The following is a 26,127-nucleotide window of genomic DNA, read 5'->3' on the forward strand; positions in this document are numbered from 1 at the left end:
TGATATTGTCTGATCGTTCCTCTAATAACAAAAAGGAAGAATGATCGATATGGAAATATATGGAATCAATGCTACGGATAGCATTTCTGCAGACGCCGAACAACGTTATATCAAAGACATCAGCCCCATTGCCGTGCTCGGCTACGAACAGGAACTGGAACTTGCGCGTGCCGCGCGTGCGGGCGACACTGCCAGTCGAGAGGAGATGATTCGTCATAATCTGCGCCTGGTCATCAGCATTGCCAGACGTTTTCGCCATCGTGGCCTGGCCCTGCTGGATATGGTGGAAGAGGGCAACATCGGTCTGATGCGGGCCGTAGACAAGTATGACCCTGAACGCGGCTTCCGGTTTTCCACCTACGCAACCTGGTGGATACGGCAGGGTATTGAACGCGCGATCATGAATCATGCCCGCAATGTCCGCCTGCCGGTGCATGTCATCAAGGATATCAGTCAGTGCCTGCGTAACGAAATGGAGTTGTCACACCGCCTTGGTCGGCGGCCCCGACGACGCGAGCTGGCAGAGCACCTGTCGCGGCCACTGGCCGAGATGGAAGACTTATTGAGTTGTCATGAATCCAGTTACGACTCGGGTGAATCATTACCTGATACAGATTCACTGGACGCGGACACATTGCTGGATGAGATGCGCGGTACCGATCCCGCACAACGGCAGCACAGGGCCAGCAGCTGCCGGACCCTGCACCGCTGGCTGGCCGAACTGAGTCTGCGTCAGCGCGATGTGCTGGTCCGTCGGTTTGGCCTGGACGGGTACCGGCCGGGCACGCTGGAGCAGGTGGGTGAGGATGTGGGGTTGACGCGGGAGCGGGTCAGACAGATCCAGATTGATGGCATGCGTCGTCTGCGCCGACTGGCGGCGCGCGATGGTTGCGATCTGGATGCGCTTTTCTGACGATCAGTCGGGGTCTTTGATCAGGTGCTCAATTTTGCCGGCCACGCCATTCCACTTTTCGGCGTCGTCCAGCGGCGGTTTCATCTGGGTGATGTTTGGCCACTTTTCTGCCAGATCTGCATTAAGCTCGAGAAAGTCCTTCTGGTCGTCCGGCAGTTCGTCTTCGGCAAAAATGGCATCTACCGGGCACTCGGGCTCACACAGCGCGCAGTCGATGCATTCGTCCGGGTGGATAACCAGAAAATTGGGGCCTTCGTAAAAGCAGTCCACCGGGCAGACTTCGACACAGTCTGTATGTTTACAGTTAATGCAGTTTTCACCCACTACGAATGTCATGATGCTTTCCAGTCAAGAGTAAAACGATGCGGCATTATAGAGCACCTTGGCGGTCGGGGCCAAGGTTCTCTCGTGATAGCGATGCGCAGAGAGCTGTGTCCGTGACCGGCCGGGGCCGGTCATAACATTTTTTTGGTCTCGTACAGCCATTCCAGTGCCTGTCGTGGATTCATTTCATCCGGATCCAGGCGCATCAGGCGTTCCAGGGCCGGATGCGGCGAGCTGGCGAACAGATCATTTTGCGCCGGTTGTGCTGATTTTGCGGTTTGCTCCGGCTGCGTCAGTGGCGACTGTGGTTCCCGTTGCGGTGCCGGTGCTGCCGCGATCACCTGGTGTTCCAGCTCCTGCAGTTTGGCGCGGGCGCTGCTGATGACGTCGGCCGGAATGCCCGCCAGCTGCGCGACCTGCAAGCCGTAACTCTGATTGGCGGGGCCGGGTTTGACCGTGTGCATAAAAACAATGCCCTGTTGGTGCTCGGTAGCGTCCAGATGGACATTGCCGATGTTGTCCAGCATGTCGGGCAGGGTGGTGAGCTCAAAATAATGCGTGGCAAACAGGGTCAGGGCATTTAACCGCTGAGCAATATAGACCGCGCTGGCCCAGGCCAGCGACAGACCATCAAAAGTGCTGGTACCGCGCCCGACTTCGTCCATCAGGACCAGGCTCTGCGCGGTGGCGTTGTGCAGAATGTTGGCGGTTTCGGTCATTTCCACCATGAAGGTGGAGCGGCCACCGGCCAGGTCATCGGAGGAGCCGATGCGGGTGAAAATACGATCAATCGGGCCGATGCGGGCGGCGCTGGCGGGCACGTGGCTGCCACAAAAGGCCAGCAGAACAATCAACGCGGTCTGCCGCATGTAGGTCGATTTACCGCCCATGTTGGGCCCGGTGATGATGAGCATCTGCTGTTGCTCATCGAGCCGGGTGTCGTTGGCAACAAACTGCTTTTCCAGCACCCGTTCCACGACCGGGTGGCGCCCCTGTTCGATCCGGACGCCGGGCTCGTCGCTCAGTTCAGGCTGGGCCCAATCGAGATTGAGTGCGCGCTCAGCGAAATTGCACAATACGTCCAGTTCGGCGACGGCGCTGGCGCTGTCCTGCAGCGCGCTGAGCTGCTCGGCGGTGGTTTCCAGCAGCGCGTCATACAGGGCTTTTTCCCGTGCCAGGGCTTTGCTGTTGGCGCTGAGCACTTTGTCTTCGAAGGTTTTAAGTTCCGGGGTGATATAACGCTCGGCATTTTTCAGGGTTTGTCGGCGTTGATAGTCGGCCGGCATTTCGCCGGCCTGCGCCTTGCTGACTTCGATGTAGTAGCCGTGTACGCGGTTATAACCAACCTTGAGTGTGCTCAGGCCGGTACGTTGCTTCTCGCGCACTTCCAGATCAATCAGATATTGCCCTGCATTGGTACTCAGACCGCGCAGTTCGTCCAGTTCAGCGTCATAACCGTCAGCCAGCACACCACCTTCGCGGATGACCACCGGGGGATTTTCCATCAGGGCGCGGCTCAACAGATCCGCCAGTGCCGGAAACTCGGCGATGGTTTGCTGCAGACTTTGCAGACGCGCCGATGCTGAGGCGGACACCACAGGCGTCATTGTGGTCTGTAATGTTGGCAACACACACAGTGCATCGCGCAGGCGCGCGAGATCACGCGGACGGGCCGAGCGCAGGGCAACGCGGGACAGAATGCGCTCGATGTCGCCGATGTTTTTTAACAGTGGTTGCAGCTGTTCAAAAGCGTAGTCCGTGCCCAGAGCACTGACGGCAAGCTGCCGCTGCTGCAGGGTGTCACGGGTGCGCAATGGCCGGTGCAACCAGCGGTTGAGCAGACGGCTGGCCATGGCCGTGCAGGTGGCATCAAGCACGGACATTACGGTATTGGTGCTGCCACCGGCCAGGTTGCGATCCAGCTCCAGGTTGCGGCGGCTGGCGGCGTCCAGAATCAGGGCGTCAGCCGGCAATTCCACTTCAAGTCGCTGAATATGGGGCAGGCCGGAGCGCTGGGTGTCCCGGGCATAGGCCAGCAGACAACCGGCGGCCTGAATGCCGAGCGCCATGTCTTCACAGCCAAAACTGCGCAGGTCGCGGGTTTTAAAGTGCGACGTCAGGGCACGGTAGCTGCTGTCGGCATCGAACTCCCACACCGGACGGCGGCGCAGGCCGGCACGAGCTGTCATATCGGCGGGCAGCTCGATGTCTTCGTTGTACAGCAGTTCGGCCGGCCGGATGCGTTCGATCTCAGCCAGCATGGCCTGTTCGCTGTCCACTTCGCAGAGCTGGAAGCGACCGCCGCTGATATCCATCCAGGCCAGGCCATAGGTGTTCTGATGGCAGGTCAGCGCCAGCAGGATACAGTCGCTGCGTTCTTTCAGCAGCGCTTCGTCACTGACCGTACCCGGCGTGACGATGCGCACTACTGCCCGCTCTACCGGACCTTTGCTGGTGGCCGGATCGCCGATCTGCTCACAGATGGCCACCGAGCGGCCCAGCTCCACCAGGCGGGCCAGGTAACGCTCGGCCGAGTGGTAGGGCACGCCACACATGGGGATGGGTTTACCGTTGGAGTTGCCGCGCGCGGTCAGCGTGATGTCGAGCAGGCCGGCAGCGTCCACAGCGTCCTGGTAGAACAGTTCATAGAAGTCACCCATGCGGTAGAACAGCAGGGTGTCCGGCTGCTCGGCTTTCAAGCGCAGGTATTGCTGCATCATGGGGGTGTGTTGTGAGAATTCCTGGGTCAAGCGCTGGAGTCCTTGTTATGCTGATTTCGGGGTGTGAAAGATTCTACGCCATGATGAGGGGGTGGTGCGAGACACAGAGATGAAAACATCGACTGCGGAGCTAAAAATCTGTAAAAATAGATCGAAACCATTCGGCAAAGATATGTTCGACTACCGTGAAAATACTAGTTATTGATGATCACGCCTTGTTTAGAGAAGGCCTCAAGGCGTTATTGCCACGTTTCTGCGATGCCCTGCAATTGCTTGAGGCGGCCAGTTGCGAGCTTGGGCTTGCGCAGCTTGTTGCTCACGGTGATCTTGATCTCGCTTTGCTGGATCTGGGGTTGCGGGATGGCAATGATCGTCTATGCTGCTTGCGCAGGCTGCGCCGCACCGATCCCACGCTCCCGATAGCGATTATTTCAGCGCACGAGTCTGCTGCGACGGTGAGGTCTGCTTTGCAGGAAGGTGCAAATGGCTACATCCTGAAATCAGCTTCAAAGGACGAGATGTTTGACGCGCTGCGCCGAATTCTGGCGGGAGATGTTTATTGCCCGCCGACGCTGAGCAACGATTCCGACAAGGTAGCAGGTGATATTCTTACCAATCGACAACGTGAAGTACTGGAGCTTGTTGCACGGGGAGAATCCAACAAAGCGATTGCCCGGCGACTGGGGACAGCGGAAGGTACGGTGCGCATCCATGTCACAGCTATCATCAAGGCGCTGGATGCTGTCAACCGCACCGAGGCGGTTATTAAGGCCATCCGGTTGGGCTATATCGCCGACTTCGCTGACGACTGATTCGGGCGCGTCGCGGCGTTCAGAGCGATACGAAGGCGGGCGGGCTGCACGGGTTTGCGCAATACCGGCAGATTTGCCTCCGAAATCTGCCGCAATGGTTCTGCCGCTGTCTCTCCCGTGATAATAAATGCCTTGACGCTACGTTTAAAGTGATTCCTTAAGGCGGCCACTACCTTATCGCCGGTCTGTTGCCCTTCCAGGCGGTAATCGACCAGAAGCAGATCCGGTTGCCAGTCGCGGTTAGTGTCTTCGAGACACGATCTCAGAGAACGGTAAGTGGCCACTTTGCATTGCCAGAGTGTCAATACCGCTTCAATGCTCTCGAGAATGATCGGATCGTCGTCAATAACAATGATCCCCAGCTCGGCAACAGAGGGCTGTGACTTTGAAGGTATTCGGTCGTTTGTTTTGGGCGAGGTTGAGCGCGGCAAAATAACGCGGAAGACAGAGCCGGTGCCAGGTTCAGAATCCATTTCGATCCGGTGATTGAGGTTGTCCGCCAGGCCTTTGACTATGGACAGGCCCAGACCAAGGCCGCTGAACGCTTCCTGTTTCTGGCGGCCCTGGTAGAACTCATGGAATATCCGGTTTTTTTCCTCATCCCTGATACCGCGCCCGCTGTCCATTATCACAATGGCCAATTGTGCTTCGCGCCGCCGACAAACAACAATCACGGCGCCCGTGTCGGTGAATTTGATTGCATTTTCAACCAGATTGCGCAAAATTCTTTCCAGAAATTGTTGATCCGTGTTAACCCAATACTGTCCCGCACTCATGCGCAAATTAATTCCTTTTTGACTTGCAAGTGGTGTCAGTTCCGCTGCCAGCTGCTGAAACAGGGGGGCCAGTGCTATGGCTTCTGGCCTCGATTCCAGTGTGCCAGCCTCTATCCGCGAAACATCCAGCAGGCTATCTGTGAGCCTGGCAAGTGCCTGCACCGACGCTGCCATACGCTGGCGAAGGTGTTCTGCAGAGTCGGAAAGTTCCAAGTCTTGCTGCGCTTCCACAAACATGCCAAGTGCATGCACGGGCTGCCGAAGATCATGACTGGCAGCGGCCAGGAACTTTGATTTACTCAGCGTTGCCTGCTCGGCACGATATGTTTGTCCGCGCAGTTCCTCGATCAGTTCTGCATTTTCGTAACGCAGACGAATGGATTCGGACACCATGCTGGCAAGATAGCGGCCGTGGGCCAGCTGCGTCAGCAGATAAACAAACGTTAGCGCGCTCACCCAGACCAGTGCGGATTCGGGGCGCATCAACATGCCTGCACCATAGGGCACCAGCACTGCAATGGAAAAAGCGGTGAATGCCGGCGGAAATGGTGTCTGTGATGCCAGCCCGCTAGCGATTGAGCCGGCCACCAGCACTGTGAGGAAGACCAATTGGAAGGGGTCACAGTAGGGCATGAAAACAAATGCACCGGCACCATAAAGACCGCCGGATGCGAAAGCGCCCATGATTGCAACAGGGCGCCAGCGCAAGACCTCGTCGTCGTTCCGGGGGCACTTCAAAAAGTGCCGCGTAATTGTTATACGGATGATGACAAGCAACCAGATTGCGCTCACCCATCCGATAATCAAATTAGTGGGAATACTGTTCCAGAATGCTATGCCGCTGACCAGTGAAATGCCCGCCGAGCCGAATTGAGCCGGAATTACCTGCTTTAACAACAGGCGTATCTGTTCAGCGAGTTCCCGCTTTTGTATTTGTTTGTCCATTGTTCAACCCAGATGCCGAACCCAGCTGCTAAAAGCAGAACTTTGAATATAAATAGATCAAACGTTGAGTGTATCGGCATCAGGGGCGCCAGTAAATTACCCCTGCGCGCTTCTGCCTTTATCTATGCGGTATGTCATATGGTGTCGTGACTGAACGCGGTATATCGTTCGGGTGACTGAAGTCCCTTGGAGAATTTGTATTCATGTTGTTGCTCCCTTTCCCGCGACGGCCCCTTTGCGACGCAATTTCAAGATCAACGGCGCGACTGCCCCGATGGGTAGGGCGTTCAGTGGCTGTTTTTGTGCTCAGCGCAGTGTCGCCGCTGAGCCTGGCGGATTTGCCTACTGGTGGAACTGCTGTGGACGACCAGGTGACCCATCCGGTGACCGGGGAGGCGCTGACGGTGGTGGAGGTGCTTGATATTGGCATGCCAATGCCGACTGTACTGGCTGAGGGCCCGGACGGCACTGAGTTCATTGTGCTGGGCGAGCCGCCGGGGGGTTACCCAACGACCTTTGATTTCGAAAGTGAGAATCCTGACCCGGATGTTCCAGGGACAATAACCAAAGAACTTACCATCACGAGTGTCGAGATTAACGTGGATACCGGTCTGGTTGAGCGCTTTATTATCGATAACGGGGGCGGTGACCCGATTGACTCAGCATTGGAACCGCAGGACGTGACCTGGGTGACACCCGGGGATGGTGCAGGCACGGGTGGACCTATCATTGTACCAGTGCCCGGTGGCAACGAGGGTATTGTTAGCAATTTGCAGCAGGGCGGCCGCGGCAGCGGCGGCAGCGACGGCGGTGGTATCAGGATCTGCTGGCCTTTTGTCGGATGTACCACTTTCGGCTATGGCCCGTCGCGTGGAGGGGACGGCCAGGATGGTCCGACCGTTAACCAGAATGTTGACACAGACATTATCTCGTCTATTACCGATGAGCTTCCGGGCGTGACAGTGTCCAGCATTGGCGGTAACGGCGGCAAAGGCGGTGATGGTTACGGTGTGAACATCAAGGGTGCCAACGGCGGTGCAGCAGGTGCGGGTGGAGAGGTCAATGTAAACGTGGAACAGGATATCGGTATCACCACGACTGGTACCGAGGGGCACGGGGTTTTCGCCCAAAGTCGCAGTGGCAAGGCGGGTGACGGTGGTAGCGGGTTTATCTGGAGCGGCGGCGGGGATGGCGGCAAGGCGGGTTTCGGCGGCGATGTGACCGTGACAAATCACGGCACCATATCCACGTCCGGTATTGGTGCAGCGGGCATATATGTGCAGAGCACTGGCGGTGCCGCCGGGGATGGCGGCGATAGTTGGGGGCTTGTGGGGGTGGGCGGCAGTTCCCGGATTGGAGGTTATGGCGGCGATGTTGCGGTCAATAATCATGGCGTCATTCAGACCACGGGCGCTTTTGCGCCGGGCATTTTTGCCCAAAGTATTGGTGGCACTGGCGGCACCGGCGGTGATGGTGGCGGTATCGTGGCCTTTGGCGGCAGTGGTGAAACCGGCGGCGATGCCGGCGCTGCAGCGGTTAGCCTGGGCAGCGGCGCCGAGATTTTTACCCAAGGGAAGGAGTCCCACGGCATGCTGGTACAAAGCATCGGAGGAGGCGGTGGCAGCGGTGGTGACGCTGGCGGTGTTGTCGCTTTCGGCGGCACCGGCGAAGCCGGCGGCAATGGCCGTCAGGTTAGTGTTGACAATGCCGCTGGCAGTGTCATCACCACGCAGGGCGATGATGCTGATGCGATTGTAGCGCAGAGCATTGGTGGCGGTGGCGGCGACGGTGGTGTAGGCGGTGGTCTGGTGGCACTGGGTGGTGACGGCAATGCCGCAGGCCATGGTGGTGCGGTCACTGTAAACAGTGCCGCCGATCTGTCGACATCAGGCAGTGGTTCGCGGGGTATTTTTGCCCAGAGCGTTGGCGGTGGCGGTGGTTCCGCGCGAGGTGGGGCCGGTCTGGTTGCCCTGGGCGGTGACGGGGGCAGTGGGGGTGACGGCGGCGAAGTCTCTGTAACCAATGATGGACAGATTCGGACTGGTGGCGACGGTGGTGACGCGATTGTTGCGCAAAGTATTGGTGGTGGCGGTGGTTCCGGTGGTTTCGGCATCGGGCTGGCCGGCATCGGAGGCAGCGGCGACAGCGGCGGCGCTGGTGGCGATGTAACGCTGGATAACAGCGGAGCGCTGCAAACAGACGGAGATAAAGCGCGTGGTATGTTCGCCCAAAGTGTTGGTGGTGGTGGCGGTGATGGTGGCATCGGCGCTGGTTTGGCAGGTATTGGTGGTGCGGGCAGTACCACCAGTGATGGCGGTGATGTCGCCGTCGGCAATACCGGTGTTATTGAGACCGAAGGTGAGGATGCTCACGGCATACAGGCGCAGTCCATAGGTGGTGGCGGTGGTGATGGCGGGACCAGCAGCGGCGTGCTGTTTACGCTGGGCGGCAGTGGCGGTGGTGGTGGCAACGCCGGTGACACTACCGTGACCAACGCCAACGACATTAGCAGTGAAGGCGATGGAGCCCGTGGCATTTTTGCACAATCCATCGGCGGTGGTGGTGGTAACGGTGGCGCCAGCTACTCCGGTTCAGCCTTTGGTGGCATTGCCATTGGCGGGAACGGCGGCGATGGCGGCGATAGTGGCCATATATCTGTGACATTGCAGGACCGCACGCGCACGGTCGATGGTGCACCCACGCTAGTCTCGCCGCGAATAAGTACCCGGGGAAATCGTGCCGAAGGCATTCTGAGCCAGAGCATCGGCGGGGGTGGCGGCGATGGTGGTCAGGCCATCCAGATCAGCGGCGGGGCATTTGGTGCGGTGTCCGCTGCTGTTGGTGGCAGTGGCGGCGGCGGTGGTAATGCCGGCGTAGCTGCATTGTCAGGGAGAGCCGATGTCGTTACCACAGGGCGTGATGCTGACGGCGTGGTGGTGCAATCTGTCGGCGGCGGCGGCGGCAGCGGCGGTGGAGCCATTTCCGTTGCAGCGGCGGCCGGGCCTGCGGCAGGTTCGTTTGCATTTGGTCTGGGTGGCAGTGGTGGTAGCGGCGGACACGCCGGAGGGGTCGATGTGGATGCCGGTGGCAGCATTCGTACCGATGGAGATCTGGCCGATGCTTTTCTGGCGCAGTCCGTTGGTGGCGGCGGTGGCAGAGGTGGATGGGTCGTCAATGCCAGTGTGGCTGCCAGTCAGGGAGGCAGTGTCAGCATAGGAGTAGGTCTGGGCGGCAGCGGTGGTCTTGGTGGCAGCGGCGCTAAGGTCGATGTGACATATGAGGGCAACATCAGCACAGCTGGTGATAATGCCAACGCGTGGACGGCACAAAGTATTGGCGGGGGTGGGGGGCACGGTGGATTTAACGTGACCGGTGTCGCCGCCGCCAGCGGGGGAGGCAGTGCCAGCGCGGCCTTCGGCTGGGGCGGTTCGGGCGGCGGCGGCGGTCGCGCTGAGTCCGTCACGGGCATGCTGACGGGGGATATCGGCACGCGTGGGATGATGTCCGATGCTGTGCTTGCACAAAGCATAGGCGGGGGCGGTGGCAGTGGTGGTATCAATGTCAGTGGTAGCGTCAGTGTCGGTAAGACCAGCGGGTCAGTGGCCGTAGGCCTTGGTGGTTCGGGTGGTGACGGTGGAGCAGCTGGCCTGGTTGATATGACCTACGAGGGCTCCTTGCGCACAGTCGGCAGCGATGCCAATGGTGTGGTTGTGCAGAGTGTGGGCGGCGGTGGTGGCCAGGGTGCCCTGAATGTCTCCGGCAGTGTCTCGGTCAGTTCTGATGGTGGTGGTGCGCTCTCGCTTGGTATCGGCGGCAGCGGCGGTCGGGGTGGGGCTGCTGGTCAGGTCAACAGTGATGTCAGCGGCGATGTTACCACCGAGGGTGCCCGATCTGGCGGAGTCATTACACAAAGCGTCGGTGGAGGGGGTGGCAGCGGCGGTATCAATATTTCCGGTGCGGTTGCACTGTCTGGCAAGTTCGCGGGCAACGTGGCGGTGGGTCTTGGTGGCGTCGGAGGTGATGGTGGGTATGCAAGCGGTGCGGCCGCTAATATTGTCGCTGATGTGACCACACTGGGCGATGACGCAACCGGAATTCTGACTCAAAGCATCGGCGGCGGCGGGGGCAGAGGGGCATTAAATGTCTCTGGCGGTCTGAGCATCAGCGGGGAGCAAGCCGGTGCCGGCATTTCGCTTGGTGTTGGTGGGTTTGGGGGTAGCGGTGGCAGGGCCAGCACCGCCACGCTGACACTGGCGGGTGATACCCATACCCGTGGACGCGAAGCCAGCGCGGTCGTGGTGCAAAGCACCGGTGGCGGTGGGGGCAGCGGTGGCATGAACATCGCCGGTAATGTCAGCCTGTCCTCCGGCGCTGCCGGGGCGGTCGCCATTGGCGTCGGCGGTTTCGGTGGTTCCGGTGGCGATGCCGATGTCGCCAGCAGCGATGTCACGGGAGACATTGTTACCGAGGGTCTTAACTCCGGTGGTGTCATCACTCAAAGTGTGGGCGGCGGTGGCGGAAATGGTGGCATCAATATTTCCGGAGCGGTTGCTGCGGCTGGCAAGAGCGGGGGCAATGTCGTTTTTGGCATCGGCGGTATGGGCGGTAATGGCGGTGATGGCAGCAATGCGCTGTCCCGTATTGTGGGTGATTTGACCACACTCAGTGATGGTTCAATTGGCATTCTGACTCAGAGTGCCGGTGGTGGTGGCGGGATGGGCGGATTCAACGTTTCAGGTGGCCTGAATATTTCGAAAGACGGCGGCGGTGGCAGTGTGGCCATCGGTATTGGTGGTTTCGGGGGCTCCGGCGGTCGCGCCAGAACCGCTACGCTGACACGGGAAGGTGACACCCGGACCCACGGCAGCAACGCCGATGCGATAGTGGTCCAAAGTGCCGGCGGCGGTGGCGGCAGCGGCGCCATGAATATTGGCGGCAACGTCAGCCTTTCCTCCGGTAGTGCCGGGACAGCATCTATTGGCTTGGGTGGTTTTGGCGGCTCTGGCGGTGATGCCGGTGCGGCCACCACTGATTTGACCGGCGATATTGAAACCCTGGGAAATCGTTCCAGTGGGTTGATTACCCAGAGTATTGGCGGCGGTGGCGGTAATGGCGCGATCAATATCTCCGGTGCTGTGACGTTGGCGGGCGGGAGCAGTGGCAACATCTCTTTTGGTCTGGGTGGCGCAGGCGGAAATGGCGGTGACGGCGCCAGCGCCAGCGCGACGATTGTGGGGGATATCTCCATCTCAGGTGATGGTTCAACGGGTATTCTGACACAGAGCACCGGCGGCGGCGGGGGTTTTGGTGCGCTCAATGTGAGCAGCGGCCTGAGTATTTCCAATACCAGCAGTAGTGGCGGCATTGCTGTGGGGCTGGGTGGTTTCGGTGGTGGCGGCGGTAACGCCGGCGACGCCATGCTGACGTCAACAGGCGAAATCCGTACCCAGGGGAAAGGCGCTGACGCGGTGGTGGTACAAAGTACTGGCGGTGGTGGTGGCAGCGGCGGCATTTCTGTCGCAGGCAATGTCGCGCTGTCGCACAGCCAGGCAAGAGCAATGGCTGTTGGGGTAGGCGGGTTCGGCGGTTCCGGTGGTGATGCCGGCGATGTCGACCTGATACGCACGGGTGATACGTTTACCGGAGATGCCAGCTCTGACGCGGTTGCGGTGCAGAGTGTCGGCGGAGGCGGGGGCCGAGGCGGCATTAATTTCAGTGGCTCCCTGAGCCTTGCAGATGGCCCGGGCAGCAGTTCTGCAGGGGCTGCCCTCGGTATCGGTGGTTTTGGTGGCACTGGCGGTGGTGCCGGAGATGTGTCGGTGCAGGTCGTCGGGGATGTATTGGCGACGCAGAGTGCAGACGAGAGGTTCGAATATGACGGGAACGGGGTGGTCACCGGACACTACCGCGATGATGGTTCTCACGGTGTGTTGGCACAGAGCATCGGGGGCTCAGGCGGCTCGGGTGGTCTGAATGTGTCGGCCGGGATTCAATACGGGGCACGCTCGGCCGCCGGGCTCACCCTGGGGCTGGGAGGTTTTGGTGGCAGCGGTGGTGATGCAGGTGCCGTGGATGTTGGTGTGGTGGGTGATGCGGTCGCAACCGGGGATTTTCGCAATGCCGTGGCAGCGCAGAGCATTGGTGGTGGCGGTGGGCAGGGCGCCATCAATGTTTCCGGCGGCGTGTCCGGTAATGGACAATTGACTGCCGGCATTGGTGGATTTGGCGGCGGCGGCGGCAGCGCCCAGACAGTCGTGGCAGATGTCAGCGGCAACCTGCTGGCCAGGGGTTCGGGTACGCGCGCCTTGCTGGCGCAGAGTATCGGCGGAGGTGGTGGCAATGGTGGCATGAATATCAGCGGCGGCATCAGCACGCTGTCCAATACCCGAACGCCGTCTCTGGTGTTTGGACTTGGCGGAGCCGGCGGTGCGGGTAACCATGCCGGTGATGTGACCTCTGCACAGCTGGGTGATATTGAGGTAAACGGGCGCGACAGTACCGCTGTGCTGGTGCAGAGTATAGGCGGCGGTGGCGGCAGTGGCGCCTTGAATGTAAGCGCGGTGGCAGGCCTTGGTAAAGGTTTTACCACGGGGGTCGGCATTGGGGGTGATGGTGGTGAAGGCAGTGATGCCGGTCATGTCATACTCAACAGTGATGGCAATATTCTGGCCGATGGTCGCCTTCGTGATGAGAATGGCGATCTGGTCCCGGTCGACCCGGAGATCACAGATTATTCGGCACGCACGACGGGTATTCTGGCGCAGAGCATTGGCGGTGGCGGTGGTCAGGGCGGCATCAACGTTACCGGTGTCATTGCGCCCCAAGGCAGTGTGATGGCGGCAGGGGTTGGCGGTAACGGTGGCGATGGCGGTGAAGCCGGTACAGTGACCGTCAATCGCGGTCTGGAGCTGGCGCGCAACCTGGACACCTTTGGCGACCAGTCCGCGGGGCTGATTGCGCAGAGTATTGGCGGTGGCGGCGGCAATGCCGGTATGAATTTGGTGTTTTCCTTCAACGCTGCCACGCCCGGAAACATGCGTTATGAAGCCAACGTCGTGGTGGGGGGCGAGGGCGGTCGTCCCGGGGACGGCGCCGCTACCAGGGTTAATCACATCGGTAGCATTGCAACCCGGGGCAATCAGAGCACGGGGTTGCTGGCTCAAAGTATTGGCGGGGGCGGAGGTAATGCCGCAATCAGCCTGGGGGTGGGTAACAATAAAAAAGCCTCCGGTATCAATATGGCGGTCGGCGGCGCGCCTGCCAGCGGCGGCTCAGGTGGCCGGGTTGATGTGAATCACCAGGGTTATATCGGTACACAAGGCCATGATTCCGCTGCTGTCATGGCGCAAAGCATAGGCGGCGGCGGTGGCAACGCGGCTCTGGCCTCGGCCTTTGCCAAAGGTGCGAGCAACAAAATAGACATCGGGATCGGACGCAAGGGTGGCTCTGGAGGGCAGGGTGGAACCGTCCGCGTGCTAAGCACAGGTGAGTTGCTTACCTTCGGGCATCGCTCAGTTGGTTTGTTCGCCCAGAGTATCGGCAATGGCGGTGGCAGGAGCACCTCTGATTCTGCCGGGCTCAAGGTTTCCGGGCCGATATCTGATCAGGACATAAGTCCACAGGCCAGTGTTGGTGTGCATGTTGGCCTTACCGGTGGTGAAGGTGGCCATGGCGGGGAAGTGCGGGTTGATACCGACAGCCTGGTCGAGACTCATGGTTTTGAGTCGCATGGTATACATGCGCAAAGTAGTGGCGGCGGGGGGGGGGGGGGGGGCGCCGCCACCGGCGTAATTCTGTCCGAAACGCTTGTTTCCAGGGTGGCAGTGGGTGGTGCCGGGGGTATCGGCGGTGAAGGCGGGCTGGTTGATGTCCGCAGCACTAATCAGTTGCTGACACTCGGGGACCGCGCCAACGGCATCTATGCCCAAAGCATAGGAGGCGGTGGTGGCACTGGTGGTCTGGCGGCAGTGCTCAGCATGCAGGCAAGCGGCGCTTCTGAACTGGGCGACAACTCACTTACGGTGTCGGTCGGCGGCTCCGGCGGCGAAGGCGGTCAGGGCAACGACACCCGGGTGAGCAATCTGGGCAAAATCGATACCTACGGAGAGTCAGCAAACGCTATCAGTGCCCAAAGCATCGGCGGCGGCGGTGGCGATGGAGGGCTCGTGCTCGACGGCTCGGTGGCGACATCGGGCAACAGGAATGCAATTTCGGTTGGCGTTGGCGGGGAAGGCGGCCGAGGTGCCGCAGGGGGTGAAGTAACTGTCAACAATCTTGGACGAGTGACTACCCGTAGTAATGGTTCCAGTGGTGTATTTGCCCAGAGTATTGGTGGTGGCGGCGGAAATGCCGGTTTGATGGCCAGTCTGGGTTTCGCCAATTTTGGTGGAGATACCTCATCAGCTGAGTTATCGGTGAATGTCGGTGGCAGCGGTGGTGTCGGCGGGACGGGCGGCCTGGTGAGGGTCAGCAATGCAGAGCAGGCTGTTATCGACACTGTGGGCGAAGATGCTTATGGCATCTTTGCACAGAGTATCGGTGGTGGTGGTGGCAACGGAAGTTCGGTCGTATCAGCCAGTTTCGGTCAGGCCGCCGCGGACGCAGATTACAGTGTTGCGCTGGGCGTGAATATCGGTGGCAAAGGTGGGCGCGGGGAAAGCGGTGGCCGGGTCGATGTCGACAACTTCGGCCTTATCAGAACAAGGGGTGACAAGGCCCACGGCATCTATGCCCAGAGTATAGGTGGCGGAGGCGGTAACGGTGGGATAGCCCTGTCGGCCGATGTTCTGCTTAATTCGGGTCGCGGCACGCCCGTCCCGATTGCGGTGGGTGGCAGCGGTGGTAATGGCGGCGATGGCGGTTCGGTAGTGGTAAGCAATTATGGCCGCATCGAGACCCATGGACGTGATGCACACGGCATATTGGCGCAAAGTATTGGTGGGGGTGGTGGTAACGCCAATGTGGGCCTGGGTGTCAGTGACTCCGGCGTGGGACTGCTTGTTGCCAATGGCATCAGCGCCCTGTTGGGCGCAACCGGGGTCGTTGACGGTGGTGATGGTGGGACCGGCGGGAGCGTAACGGTCGACCATGAGGGTGATATCACGGTGACCGGTGCCGGTTCGCGTGCGTTCAAGGTGCAAAGCATCAACGGTGGCGGTGGCGGTGTGGTGATGGATTTCAATGGCATTACCAGCCTGCCCGGACGAGAGGGGCTACCGACAATACCTGCGCTGCCGACCCTGCCGGGCATGCCGCAATTGCCGGAGCTGGATCCCGGCGATCTGGGTACCTCTACAGATCCGGTGTTAACGCTGAAAGCGGGTGGCGAGAACCAGATCCGTATGCAGGCCGGTGCCATGAGCAGTAGCAGTGAGGGCAATTTCATCACTGAAGGCCAGCGCAGTGCAGCACTGGACATGCAATCCGTAGGCGGTGGGGGCGGCAACCTGCAGCTGAACCTGGATCTGGACGATTATGAGGGTGGCGGTGAGCTGGCTGTCGACGCGCGTCTTGGGGGCACCGACGGCAGTGACAATTATGGCGGTGCTATCACCACCCGCCACAAAGGCAATCTGGCATCGTCGGGTAACCAGAGCCCGACTGCTATGCTTCGCTCAATTGGCGGTGGGGGTGGATCGGGGACCATCAATGTGTCCGGCGACCAGCGTGGCCTCGGCGAGGTCAGTGTTGCCTTGGGCGCCAGTGGGGGCGCGGACAACAACGCTGGCAATATTGTTCATCAACAGACCGGTGAGCTGCGCAGTGCCGGAAGCCGTTCTGCAGGGTTTCTCATGCAGAGCATCGGGGCTGGTGGTGGCGCGCTGGATTTGAGTGGCGTCGACATATTCGACGTCACGCTGGGGGGCGAGGATGGCGCCAGCGGCAATGCAGGTGGAATTGATCTGAGTTACACCGGGGATTTGCGGACCGAGGGGTCGCGTTCACATGGTCTGTTTCTGCAATCCATTGGCGGTGGCGGTGGCGCGGTTTTTGCGGATCCGGCGGCGATTTCAGATCTTCAGCTGTCAACATCCAATGAAGGCAACGGGGGCGACATCCACCTGGTTCTGGAGGGTGATATTGCGGCTTACGGTGATGGCGCCTACGGCTTGTTCGCGCAATCAATCGGCGGCGGCGGCGGTTACGTGGACGGTGTCGGTGCGCTTGTCGCGGGAGGTGATGGCGAGGGTGCGGCCGTGAATATTGAACTTAACGGCAGTGTCCGGGCGCAATCCGGTCCGGCGGTGTTCTTGCAAAGTGCTGGCGCTTCTGGGCACGGCAATATCACGCTGTTTCTGGCGGCGGGTGAATCCCTTGTGGGGGGCGGCGTCGATATCGCTGCGCTGGTTTTTGACGGCGGTAAAAACAACCACGTCAGCAATCGTGGAACACTGTCGTCACCGCTGGGCATGTCAGGTGTTGCCATGAGTGCCACACACGGTAACGATCGGATTGACAATTACGGGTTGCTGCTCGGTAATCTTATTCTGGGCGATGGGGACAACAGTCTGTTTAATCATGCTGGTGCGGAGCTGCTAAGTGGCGAGGCATTGGACCTGGGTGCTGCATCGGGCCTTTTCAGCAACAGCGGTAAACTGGCGCCCGGCGGTTCGGGTGTGGCCTTAAGCAGCCGTCTCAACGGCAGCTATCAGCAGAGCTCACACGGCCTGAGCGTCATGGAGCTGGATTTTGCCACCGGTGTATCGGATGCCCTGCAGGTGACGGGCACCATGGAGCTGAACGGCAAGCTGGATATTGAGCTGCTCAATACCGGAAAAATACGACCGGGTGTACACCAGCACACATTGTTCAGTGCCCGGCAGGGGCTTGACGATCTTGGACTGGACTGGCGCACAGCGCCGTCTGTGGTCATACAATATCAGCTGATGCAGGCGACGACGCAGGATATCGAGCTCCGTTACGACGTGGACTTTGCGGCCCATGATGCCGTGAACGGAAATTTGAAGCAGGTCGGGAACTATTTCAATCGTGTGCAGGAGGCAGGCAGCTCACCACAGATGGCTGATCTGGTGGATGTCCTGATCCATGTCGACGATCCGGCAGACTATGGTGACGCACTCACCCAGCTCTCAGCCACGCCCTACGCTACCCAGCAGAGCAGTTCAGTGCGGACGGCACAACAATTCGGTCGCGCATTGATGAGCTGTTCGAGTACGGACATGGCTTACCGTTACGAGCGCCAGGGGACCTGTATATGGCTTCGAGCTGATCGTTCTACTACCGATTTCCAGGCGATTAGCGACACGCCAGCCATGGCGTATAACGGCGCGCGCCATGCCATTGGCGGACAAAAGACGTTGGGGAACCTGAGTCTCGGGCTGGGTCTGTCGCTGGAAAATTTCGATACAACCGGGTTCAGCAATGCCTGGCGTGGTCGAGGTTACACCAAGCAGGTTGGCGGGGTAGTCAAATATCAATGGCACGAGGCCTTATTAAGCTCTTCGCTGCTCCTAGGCCGTACCAGCACCCGTATGAAACGGTCGATTGATCTGGTGGATTCGGTGGTAGCCAGCGGACATCAGAAGCTGGACTTTACAGCCGCTACCGTGGGCCTGAGTCAGGGCTTCGAACATTCTTGGTTGACGCTGCGCGCCATGGTGGAAGTGGGGACCCTGCAGACCCGCACGAGAGCTCAGTCGGAGAGCGATGCAGGCGCTCTGGGCCTGAAACTTGCGGCCGCCAGTGAGCGTAACAGCTGGATTCGGCCAGGGCTTGAACTTGCCCGGGAGTTTACATTCGCCGGGCATTCCTCGCTGCGACCATACGCGCGTGCCAGCCTGGTGCACTATTGGAACAGCAGTAACACCCATGTGACGGCCCAGCTGAGGGGAGCGCCCGGGCAGGTGGACGGTATGCACAACACCAGCAGTATGGGGCAAAATCAGCAACTACTGGAAGCGGGTGTTGATTTCATGGCCGCCAACGGTGTCAGTGTCAGGCTGCACGTGGAGCGCACTGTCGCGGACTACTATGAGTCCGATCAGATAAACCTGAAAGTGATGTTTCCGTTCTAACAGTCCATATAGTGACCGTCCCGATTGTGTCGGGGGCCGCCTTTGTCTGAGCTAAAGCAGCCTGAATCACATCAAAAAGTGTAATCAACACCAAGCCGTATTTCGTAGCGCGATGCATCGCCGACACGTGACTCCGCGGTCCCGGTCTCAACTGAATAAGGGAAGTTTTGCAGGTTCAGAATGCCCCAGTCGTCGTTCAGCAGGTTGGTCATTTTATCAACCACAAGGAAGACGGAGGCTCGCTGATCCGGCATGAATCCTGGTATTTCCTGCGCGATGCGCATGTCCAGTTTGCGCCACCAGGAACCGGTTTCCGCGTTTCGCTTCATACCTGGCTCCAGGACGGTAGGGTTAAAGTCCAGGTACGGCGTGAAATTGTATGGGTCTATGTCCCGTCGAACGCGATACTGTAAGGCAGTCAGGAATTAGCCTGGCCGTAAAGTGAGACGGTGGTCAGGTAGTTCCCGAACAAGGCTTTGCGCCAGGTAGCAGTCGCGGTAAACCGGTGTTCGATGTTGTAGTTGGACGTCGATGACACGTCCTCCTGCGGATCGAAGAAAGCTCGGTTCGAGTAGTAGCGGGCGCTTTTGGCGGAAATGCTGTAGTCGTAACCAATTGGCAGATTGCGCACCCGGTATGTTCCGGAGGCGTCGGTCTGCGTCGTTTTGAAAAATCTGTCTCTCGTCATTTAATACGGTCACCGTGGCATTCGGGACAGGGTTGCCGCTTCGGTCAATGACGCTGCCGCGAACGACCGAGCTTGTTTCCTGCGCAATTGAAATGCCAGATTGGGCAGACAGACCCAGAAGGATAGCGACGGCAAGTCTCTTTAGCGGGAGATTTAAGTGAGCAGACTGCTTTTTGTGTGTTCTGGTGTCCATGATCGCTCCTTCCGGGGTTAGGCAGTTGACATAAATTTGAGCCTGTTCTAGGAGAACAATGTGACAATTTCGTATCGGCCGATCGACGCTGCCACTGTGCCAAAGACACCGGGGACGAGGGTCTGCACGCTGAGCGGCTATTCAGGGCTGGGAGGCTGCAATACGCGGTGTTACACTCGCGGCATGGACAACGAGATCTATGAACTGGCGCGGCAAACAGGCCAGCGTGTATTGACGCTGAGTTTGCGCATGGCCACCGCCGAGTCCTGCACCGGCGGCTGGATCGCCCAGGCGGCAACCGCAGTGCCGGGCAGTTCGCACTGGTTTGATACCGGTCTGGTAACCTATTCCAATCATGCCAAACAGCATTTCCTGGAAGTGCCGGGCAGTTATTTTGCCGGGCCTGACGCGCCGGGCGCCGTCAGCCGCGAGACGGTGGAGGCGATGTCGCGCGGCATTCTGGCGGCGACCGGCGTGTCCTGTGCGGTCGCCACCAGCGGTATTGCCGGGCCCGATGGCGGTTCGGCCGACAAGCCGGTGGGTACCGTATGGATTGGCTGGGCTTTGAAATTGCCCGGGCAATCGACGTTGCGACAGGAAACACAGTGTTTTGTGTTTGCCGGTGATCGCGAGGCGGTCCGCCGCCAGAGCGTCATTGAGGCTTTCCGCGGGCTGCTGCGCGTGCTGGAAGAGGCCATGGTTAGCGTTGACAGTGCCGCTCCTGAAAATACTGGTTGAATATACAGTAAAGCTCTGCTTTAATACTTGCATAGGTTGTACCTGTACAGGTGACGGCGAGGCAGCCAGCAGCGGCGTCCGCCCCTAAAATTTTTACTACTTCAGCAACAGGATTTTACTCATGGCAGAATCACAAACCCGCGATCCCAATAAAGAAAAAGCACTGACAGCGGCACTGTCCCAGATCGAGCGGCAGTTTGGCAAAGGCTCCATGATGCGCTTGGGCGACAAGGGTCGCGAGGCCATTCCGGCGATTTCGACCGGCTCTCTGGGCCTGGATATCGCGCTTGGTATTGGTGGTCTGCCACGCGGCCGTGTGGTCGAGATCTACGGGCCGGAATCATCGGGTAAAACCACCCTGACCCTGCAGGTGATTGCCGAGTGTCAAAAGATGGGTGGCACCTGTGCCTTCATCGATGCCGAGCATGCGCTGGATCCCATTTATGCCGGTAACCTGGGTGTTGACGTAGAGAACCTGCTGGTCAGTCAGCCTGATACGGGTGAACAGGCGCTGGAAATATGCGACATGATCGTGCGCTCGGGCGCCGTGGATGTGGTGGTGATCGACTCGGTCGCGGCGCTGACGCCGAAAGCCGAAATTGAAGGCGAGATGGGCGACAGTCACATGGGCCTGCAGGCGCGTCTGATGTCACAGGCGCTGCGCAAGATGACCGGCAATATCAAAAACTCCAATACACTGGTGATTTTCATTAACCAGATCCGTATGAAAATCGGTGTCATGTTCGGTTCGCCGGAAACCACCACCGGTGGTAACGCCCTGAAGTTCTACGCGTCGGTGCGCCTGGACATTCGTCGCATCGGTTCCATCAAGGAAGGTGATGAGGTTGTGGGTAACGAGACCCGCGTGAAAGTGGTGAAGAACAAAGTGGCGCCGCCATTCCGCCAGACCGAGTTCCAGATTTTTTACGGCAAGGGTATTTATCGCATGGGCGAGATCATTGACCTGGGCGTGAAGCTTAATCTGATCGACAAGTCCGGTGCCTGGTATGCCTATCAGGGCGAAAAAATTGGCCAGGGCAAGAAAAACGTTGCTACCTATCTTGAAGAAAACCCTGCCATTGCCAAGGAGCTCGAAGAGCAAATCCGTTCGCAACTGCTGGGTGGCGTCGGGCCCGATGGTGTGGTCTCTGACCAGGACACCACCAGTGTGGCGGAACTGGATTAATACTCGAGCCGCTAATCTTGAGTAAAGGCGTGAGCAATAGATGTGAGCAGAAGGCGTGAGCAACAAACTTAAGAAAGTTGGTTCACAACAACAGCTCAGTGAAAAAGAACTGACAACGGCGTTGCGTCGGCGTGCCATGGATTACCTGGCACGTCGGGAACACAGTCGTTACGAGTTGCAGTGCAAATTAAGGGAGAAGTTCGAGCAGCCCGATGATGCCTTGATTGCCACGGTGCTTGATAAGCTGGAAGCCGACAATCTGCTCAGTGATGCGCGTTTTGCCGAATCATATGTTCGCTCCCGCATCAGCCGCGGATACGGTCCGCTCTATATTCGATTTCAGCTTCGGCAACGGCAAGTGGACGCTGTGCTGGTTGAGCAGAACCTGAGTCTTGATGATACGGACTGGATAGAGCTGCTCGGTGATGTACTGGCCAAAAAAACGGACGGTGTTCCGGAGCGGGGCAGCAAGCTGTGGCTGAAACTGCAACGCTTCAGTCAGTCGCGCGGTTTTACCGTTGAGCATTTTCTGCGCGCTACCAGGCGTGGTTTCTGACGTCAGCCGGTCCGCACGCTGTCAGTGCAGGTTGTCACAGTAGGCTGTCACAGGTCACATTAGGTTGCCACAACAGGCTGCCACAGTAAGTCATCAGATGCCCATGATTTCCGGCCGTAGCGCGGCAAGTCTCTCCAGCAATCGATTCTGCGCACTGACAGGTGTACCAGCCTTGTCCATTGCGTCAATCAGGTCTTCAACAACGGCATTGAATTCAGCCGAATTGATGTCCATGCCGCGATGGGTCAGCACCATGCTGTCGCCGGTATATTCGCAGGGTCCGTCAGCAATAAAACAGAAATGTTCAATTATTTTTTCGCGAAACCGCTCTACATTGGAATCGGCAAAGCGGTCGAACACACGCGGGTCGTAGGCTATCTCCATAATAAAGTTATCGGCGATCTGTTCTATGCCTTGTTGCGCGCCCAGCGCCTGGTAGAGGCTGCTGGGCGCGCCCGAGCCCTGTGGCATGGCGCAGGCACTCAGCGTCAGGACGGTGGCCAGGGCCAGGGCGGTTAACGTCGCTTTTGCCGTCATGATATTCAGTGGCTCCTTAGCTTTCATCACAGATTTGCCTGCAGGGATACATACACACCGCGTTGATCGGGTGCGCCGGCGATAGCGCCCAGGTCTACCCAGGCTGCAGTAAGCGACAGGCGTTTGTTGGGGAAGTACGCCAGGAACAGGTCTTTGGCATCATCTTCTACCAGGGCCGACAGGTTGTCGGGTTTCTGCCGCCACTCGAAACCGACAGCAACACTGCGGTTGAGGAAAACGGCGCCGGCAACTTCCAGATTGATTTTCTGGTCGGCATCATCACCCCCGTACCCCAGAATGCCGAACTGATTGGCATCGCCATAGCGCAGGTTGACGTTCAGTAGCGTTGTGCGATGCGCAATGCCGTTTAGCCAGGCTCTGGCCATACTGATGGTGTAGTCCGTGCCACGTGTTTCTTCAGCACCGACGGACAGCGCCACTGCCGGGTCGCGCAATTCGCCGTGCTCAACCCCGAGGGTTATCTGTGGCAGACGGTCATAAATGATGTCACCGGCCAGTTTGTAACGCAGCCCGATTTTATCCTGGCGAATCTGGACGTCAGCGGCTTTGATAAGGAAATCCTGCCGGGCGTATGACACCTCGATTTTATCGTGGAAATTGAACGCCCCCCCGTAGATGTCAAGCTGATAATCGTCCACGCGTGCCTGGCTGATGAACACGGTACCGCCCAGTTGGTCATCCTCGGCATAGGAGCTTAGCGTTGCCCATGGCGTCAGACCGCCACCACCGGCGCCACTGATGCTTGAAACACCACCAGTGCCTTTGATTTTGCCGAAACGTTCGGTTTGTGCCTCGTCGGCCAGGGCGATTGCTGGCAGCGCAAACGTGAGCAGCGAAGCAAAAACGGCAGGCAGTGCTGTGACAGAAAAACTGGCGGAATATCGTTTCATTGGCTACCACCGGGCAGCAGGGCGCGAAAGCCGAACTGTTGTTCGGGGTTGACCACGGGCAGTGTCAGCTCGATGCGATCACCGTCGGCATGCGCACTGACATCCAGTTCGTAGACATTGTCGGGGGTCTGCAGCCAGGGGTGCCAGATATACAGCGCAGGCGGTTGTTCAGCCATGCCGGTCAGTGTCACCTGGCCCGTATCGTCACTGAGGGCGGTGTCCTGCCAGGCGCTGACATAGACATAAGCGACCATGCTGTCATGAATATTGCATCCGAGCACCGCGATGCCCGGGGTGTCGAACTGCACCGGCTCTACATTTTCATCGGCATACAGGGGCGTCGAGAATTGTTTGATATCGGAGAAGGAATACACGTGATGGCGCACATTATCGCTGTTCGGGAAACTCACCTGTTGCCCGGGATTGATCCGCAACACCATGGGCACAAACTGGCGGTTGACCTGATCGACAATCGCGACCGGCGCCGATGTCTGCACGTCTGCGGGCGCCAGCCGGGCTTCAACAACGGCCATTGAAACAGGATTGCCGTCCTCGTCCTGCAGGCTCAGAGTGAGCTCGGAAGCGCTGAGCGGGCCTGCACACAGGGCGGTTATGGCACATGCGATGAGCTGTTTGAGGCGCATTGGGTGATTTCCGCATTTATCATGTCTAAGTACAGGATAATTCATCAAAAAAAGTCGCTAATTGTTGTCATTGAAGACGATTGTGCCTATCTTAGCGGCTGTGTACAAGCCAATGTTTGCTGGCAGAACTCCATAAATTCTATGACCGCCAAATCACCCTCACAACTCAGGTTTACCAGTATCCGAACGCGTCTGATCGTGTTCCTGCTTATGCTGTTATTGCCCGTGCTCGGCGCTATTTACTGGTTTGTTGATAGGGAGAATACGCTTTATACCGACGAAACGATCAATTCCTATCTGAATATCGGCGCTGATGTATTTGACTTTAGTCGGGAAGAGCACAAGAACACGCTGCTCACCATCAGTAACGCGCTCACCCGCGACTGGGGTTTCCGCAATGCGTTTGGCGCCTCAGACCAACGCACCATTGCCGATGCTGCACAGACACTGCTGACCCGCTCGTTTGGTGCGGCCGACATCATGATCATCACTGACATGTCGGGACAGATTATTGTGGATACCAGCGAGCCGGGGCTGGGAAGCCTGCCGCCTGCCTGGATCGACATGCTCAACCGGGCGGCCAGCACCGGGGACGGTGTTGCTGATGGCATTCTGACGTTGAACGATATTCCGTATCAGATGACCGTCATACCCTTGTTTCTGCCCACGCCGGTGGCATGGATTATTGCCGGGTTCCCGCTGGATAACAGTTTCGCCAATGTGATTAAGTCCAGTACCGCATCTGATGTGTCCATTGTCAGGTATCAGCGGCAGGGACCGGGGCAGGCTGTGGACAAAGAGGTTATTGCGTCGACGCTGCCGAGCGCCGATCTTGAGGCTCTGGCGCAGGGACTGGATGCCGATATTTACCGCGAAACCCAGCGCATCGCGATGAGCGATGCCGACTATGGCACGCTGGTGCGTTCACTCACCGGACGGACGGATGCGGGTGAAGAAATTGTGGCTGTCATTCAACGCTCATATCAGGAGAATCAGGCCAATCTGGCCGTCCTGCGGGAGCGGTTGTTTGATTTTTCCCTGGCTGTGATTTGCATCAGTCTGATTGCTGTGTTCATTCTTGCCAGAGGGTTTACCCGGCCGGTGTTGCAGTTGGCCGGTCGGGTGCAGCGCATTGAACGTGGTGACTATGGCGCCGCCTTGCCTCAGGAGCAGGTCAGGGGGCGCGACGAGGTCGCCGGTCTGGCAGAGTCCATCGACAACATGGCACTGGGCCTGGCTGAAAAGGAAAAGGTAAGGGATTTGCTGGGCAAGGTGGTTTCCCGCGAAATTGCTGATGAGCTATTGAACAACCGGATTGAGCTGGGCGGTGAAGAGCGGGTGGTGTCGGTATTGTTCGCCGATATTCGTGGCTTTACTGCCTTGAGTGAACAGCAGTCGCCTTCGCAGACGCTGTCCATGCTCAATATCTGCCTTGAGCTTGTCTGTTCAGCGATCGAAACGCATGGTGGTGTGGTGGACAAGTTTACCGGTGATGCTGTGATGGCGCTGTTTGGGGCGCCGATCGGGCATCAGGATGATACCGTGCGGGCGGCACGCGCGCTGCTGGCGGTGCAGGACGCGATGGGCGAGGTGAATCGACAACTGCTTGCCGACGCGGGCAATAATCACCCGGCATTGCAGCTGCGTCTTGGGGCCGGCCTGCATACCGGTCTGGTGGTGGCCGGTAATATGGGCTCGCGCAACCGTATGAACTACACGGTAATTGGTGACGCGGTAAATCTTGCGTCGCGTCTGGAGGGTCTGACCCGGTATTACAATGTTGACAACGTCATCAGTGAGGCCAGCCGCCTGGCCCTGGGCGAGCAGGCGCAGCAGTTTGCCTGGCGTGAGCTTGATCTGGTGCGGGTCAAAGGCAAACAGGCACCGGTCCGGATCTATGAGCTTGTGGGCCTGCGCGCTGACCTGAGCCCGGCTGCTGAGACAGAACTGGCACAGTTTGCGCAGGCTCTGCAGTGTTATCGAAGCAGGCAATGGGACGCGGCGCTTGATATACTTCGCGCTTTGTCGGATATCAGGCCCATGACCCTGTACCAGCTGTACAGCGACCGGATTGATGAGCTTCGTGACACCGCGCCCGCAGACTGGGATGGCGTATATGCCTTCAGCACCAAATAACCCGGAACACTGC

General features: G+C 58.8%; 15 protein-coding genes. 7 read left to right on the top strand and 8 right to left on the bottom strand.

What is annotated here, in order from left to right; all coding sequences use genetic code 11:
- Positions 1–49 precede the first annotated feature (49 nt).
- Positions 50–913 (top strand): sigma-70 family RNA polymerase sigma factor, encoded by an 864-nt coding sequence (locus WD071_RS03510; protein WP_368046943.1) that lies wholly within the window; start codon positions 50–52, stop codon positions 911–913.
- Positions 914–916: 3 nt separating this feature from the next.
- On the opposite strand, the gene fdxA is transcribed toward WD071_RS03510, so the two are convergent.
- A complete protein-coding gene (gene fdxA / locus WD071_RS03515) occupies positions 917–1,249 on the bottom strand; it encodes a ferredoxin FdxA (protein WP_368046945.1) in 333 nt (110 codons plus the stop codon).
- Between the two features lie 119 nt (positions 1,250–1,368).
- The gene (gene mutS / locus WD071_RS03520; RefSeq protein WP_368047009.1) at positions 1,369–3,957 is read right to left on the bottom strand and encodes a DNA mismatch repair protein MutS; all 2,589 of its coding nucleotides are present in this window, start codon (positions 3,955–3,957) and stop codon (positions 1,369–1,371) included.
- Between the two features lie 185 nt (positions 3,958–4,142).
- On the opposite strand from mutS, the gene WD071_RS03525 reads away from it, so the two are divergent.
- Positions 4,143–4,769 carry a response regulator gene (locus WD071_RS03525; RefSeq protein ID WP_368046946.1) on the top strand — a complete coding sequence of 209 codons (627 nt, stop codon included), beginning with the start codon at positions 4,143–4,145 and terminating at the stop codon, positions 4,767–4,769.
- On the opposite strand, the gene WD071_RS03530 is transcribed toward WD071_RS03525, so the two are convergent.
- Positions 4,742–6,490 carry an ATP-binding protein gene (locus WD071_RS03530; protein ID WP_368046947.1) on the bottom strand — a complete coding sequence of 583 codons (1,749 nt, stop codon included), beginning with the start codon at positions 6,488–6,490 and terminating at the stop codon, positions 4,742–4,744. The two genes, WD071_RS03525 and WD071_RS03530, sit on opposite strands and share 28 nt — an antisense overlap.
- 290 nt (positions 6,491–6,780) lie before the next feature.
- Between WD071_RS03530 and WD071_RS03535 the strand changes: the two genes are divergently transcribed.
- The gene (locus WD071_RS03535) at positions 6,781–18,525 is read left to right on the top strand and encodes a hypothetical protein (RefSeq protein WP_368046948.1); all 11,745 of its coding nucleotides are present in this window, start codon (positions 6,781–6,783) and stop codon (positions 18,523–18,525) included.
- Between the two features lie 71 nt (positions 18,526–18,596).
- Here the strand turns inward: WD071_RS03535 and WD071_RS03540 are convergent, their stop codons facing one another.
- Together WD071_RS03540 and WD071_RS03545 are read right to left on the bottom strand one after the other, a co-directional pair.
- The gene (locus tag WD071_RS03540) at positions 18,597–18,854 is read right to left on the bottom strand and encodes a hypothetical protein (RefSeq protein WP_368046949.1); all 258 of its coding nucleotides are present in this window, start codon (positions 18,852–18,854) and stop codon (positions 18,597–18,599) included.
- Positions 18,855–18,943: 89 nt separating this feature from the next.
- The gene (locus WD071_RS03545) at positions 18,944–19,213 is read right to left on the bottom strand and encodes a hypothetical protein (RefSeq protein ID WP_368046950.1); all 270 of its coding nucleotides are present in this window, start codon (positions 19,211–19,213) and stop codon (positions 18,944–18,946) included.
- A 376-nt stretch (positions 19,214–19,589) separates the two neighbouring features.
- Between WD071_RS03545 and WD071_RS03550 the strand changes: the two genes are divergently transcribed.
- The 3 genes from WD071_RS03550 to WD071_RS03560 all read left to right on the top strand — a co-directional run bounded on the left by WD071_RS03550 (position 19,590) and on the right by WD071_RS03560 (position 21,886).
- On the top strand, positions 19,590–20,144 hold the full coding sequence (locus WD071_RS03550; protein WP_368047010.1) for a CinA family protein: 555 nt from the start codon (positions 19,590–19,592) through the stop codon (positions 20,142–20,144).
- A gap of 121 nt (positions 20,145–20,265) precedes the next feature.
- Positions 20,266–21,330, top strand: a complete 1,065-nt coding sequence (gene recA, locus WD071_RS03555) for a recombinase RecA (protein WP_368046951.1) — start codon at positions 20,266–20,268, stop codon at positions 21,328–21,330.
- A gap of 55 nt (positions 21,331–21,385) precedes the next feature.
- Positions 21,386–21,886 carry a regulatory protein RecX gene (locus WD071_RS03560; protein ID WP_368046952.1) on the top strand — a complete coding sequence of 167 codons (501 nt, stop codon included), beginning with the start codon at positions 21,386–21,388 and terminating at the stop codon, positions 21,884–21,886.
- Between the two features lie 93 nt (positions 21,887–21,979).
- Here WD071_RS03560 and WD071_RS03565 read toward each other — a convergent pair whose 3' ends face one another.
- Genes WD071_RS03565 through WD071_RS03575 form a run of 3 tightly spaced genes read right to left on the bottom strand, consistent with a single transcriptional unit; the run spans position 21,980 to position 23,978 of the window.
- Positions 21,980–22,450: a group 1 truncated hemoglobin gene (locus WD071_RS03565; RefSeq protein ID WP_368046953.1), complete on the bottom strand. Its 471-nt coding sequence runs from the start codon at positions 22,448–22,450 to the stop codon at positions 21,980–21,982.
- A complete protein-coding gene (locus tag WD071_RS03570) occupies positions 22,450–23,334 on the bottom strand; it encodes a DUF3034 family protein (RefSeq protein ID WP_368046954.1) in 885 nt (294 codons plus the stop codon). Before WD071_RS03570 ends, WD071_RS03565 begins: the two co-directional genes overlap by 1 nt.
- Positions 23,331–23,978: a methylamine utilization protein gene (locus WD071_RS03575; protein WP_368046955.1), complete on the bottom strand. Its 648-nt coding sequence runs from the start codon at positions 23,976–23,978 to the stop codon at positions 23,331–23,333. Before WD071_RS03575 ends, WD071_RS03570 begins: the two co-directional genes overlap by 4 nt.
- A 141-nt stretch (positions 23,979–24,119) precedes the next feature.
- Here WD071_RS03575 and WD071_RS03580 point away from each other — a divergent pair, with 141 nt between their 5' ends.
- Positions 24,120–26,114, top strand: coding sequence for an adenylate/guanylate cyclase domain-containing protein (locus tag WD071_RS03580; protein WP_368046956.1), 1,995 nt, complete (start codon positions 24,120–24,122; stop codon positions 26,112–26,114).
- The last annotated feature ends 13 nt before the right edge of the window (positions 26,115–26,127 follow it).

This window comes from Pseudohongiella sp., from assembly GCF_040877505.1.
Classification (GTDB): Bacteria; Pseudomonadota; Gammaproteobacteria; order Pseudomonadales; family Pseudohongiellaceae; genus Pseudohongiella.

Coding starts and splice junctions, on each gene's coding strand:
- WD071_RS03510 (WP_368046943.1), top strand. CDS start 50: ATGGAAATATATGGAATCAATGCTACGGATAGCATTTCTGCAGACGCC.
- fdxA (WP_368046945.1), bottom strand. CDS start 1,249: ATGACATTCGTAGTGGGTGAAAACTGCATTAACTGTAAACATACAGAC.
- mutS (WP_368047009.1), bottom strand. CDS start 3,957: ATGATGCAGCAATACCTGCGCTTGAAAGCCGAGCAGCCGGACACCCTG.
- WD071_RS03530 (WP_368046947.1), bottom strand. CDS start 6,490: ATGGACAAACAAATACAAAAGCGGGAACTCGCTGAACAGATACGCCTG.
- WD071_RS03540 (WP_368046949.1), bottom strand. CDS start 18,854: ATGAAGCGAAACGCGGAAACCGGTTCCTGGTGGCGCAAACTGGACATG.
- WD071_RS03545 (WP_368046950.1), bottom strand. CDS start 19,213: ATGACGAGAGACAGATTTTTCAAAACGACGCAGACCGACGCCTCCGGA.
- WD071_RS03550 (WP_368047010.1), top strand. CDS start 19,590: ATGGACAACGAGATCTATGAACTGGCGCGGCAAACAGGCCAGCGTGTA.
- recA (WP_368046951.1), top strand. CDS start 20,266: ATGGCAGAATCACAAACCCGCGATCCCAATAAAGAAAAAGCACTGACA.
- WD071_RS03565 (WP_368046953.1), bottom strand. CDS start 22,450: ATGAAAGCTAAGGAGCCACTGAATATCATGACGGCAAAAGCGACGTTA.
- WD071_RS03570 (WP_368046954.1), bottom strand. CDS start 23,334: ATGAAACGATATTCCGCCAGTTTTTCTGTCACAGCACTGCCTGCCGTT.
- WD071_RS03575 (WP_368046955.1), bottom strand. CDS start 23,978: ATGCGCCTCAAACAGCTCATCGCATGTGCCATAACCGCCCTGTGTGCA.
- WD071_RS03580 (WP_368046956.1), top strand. CDS start 24,120: ATGACCGCCAAATCACCCTCACAACTCAGGTTTACCAGTATCCGAACG.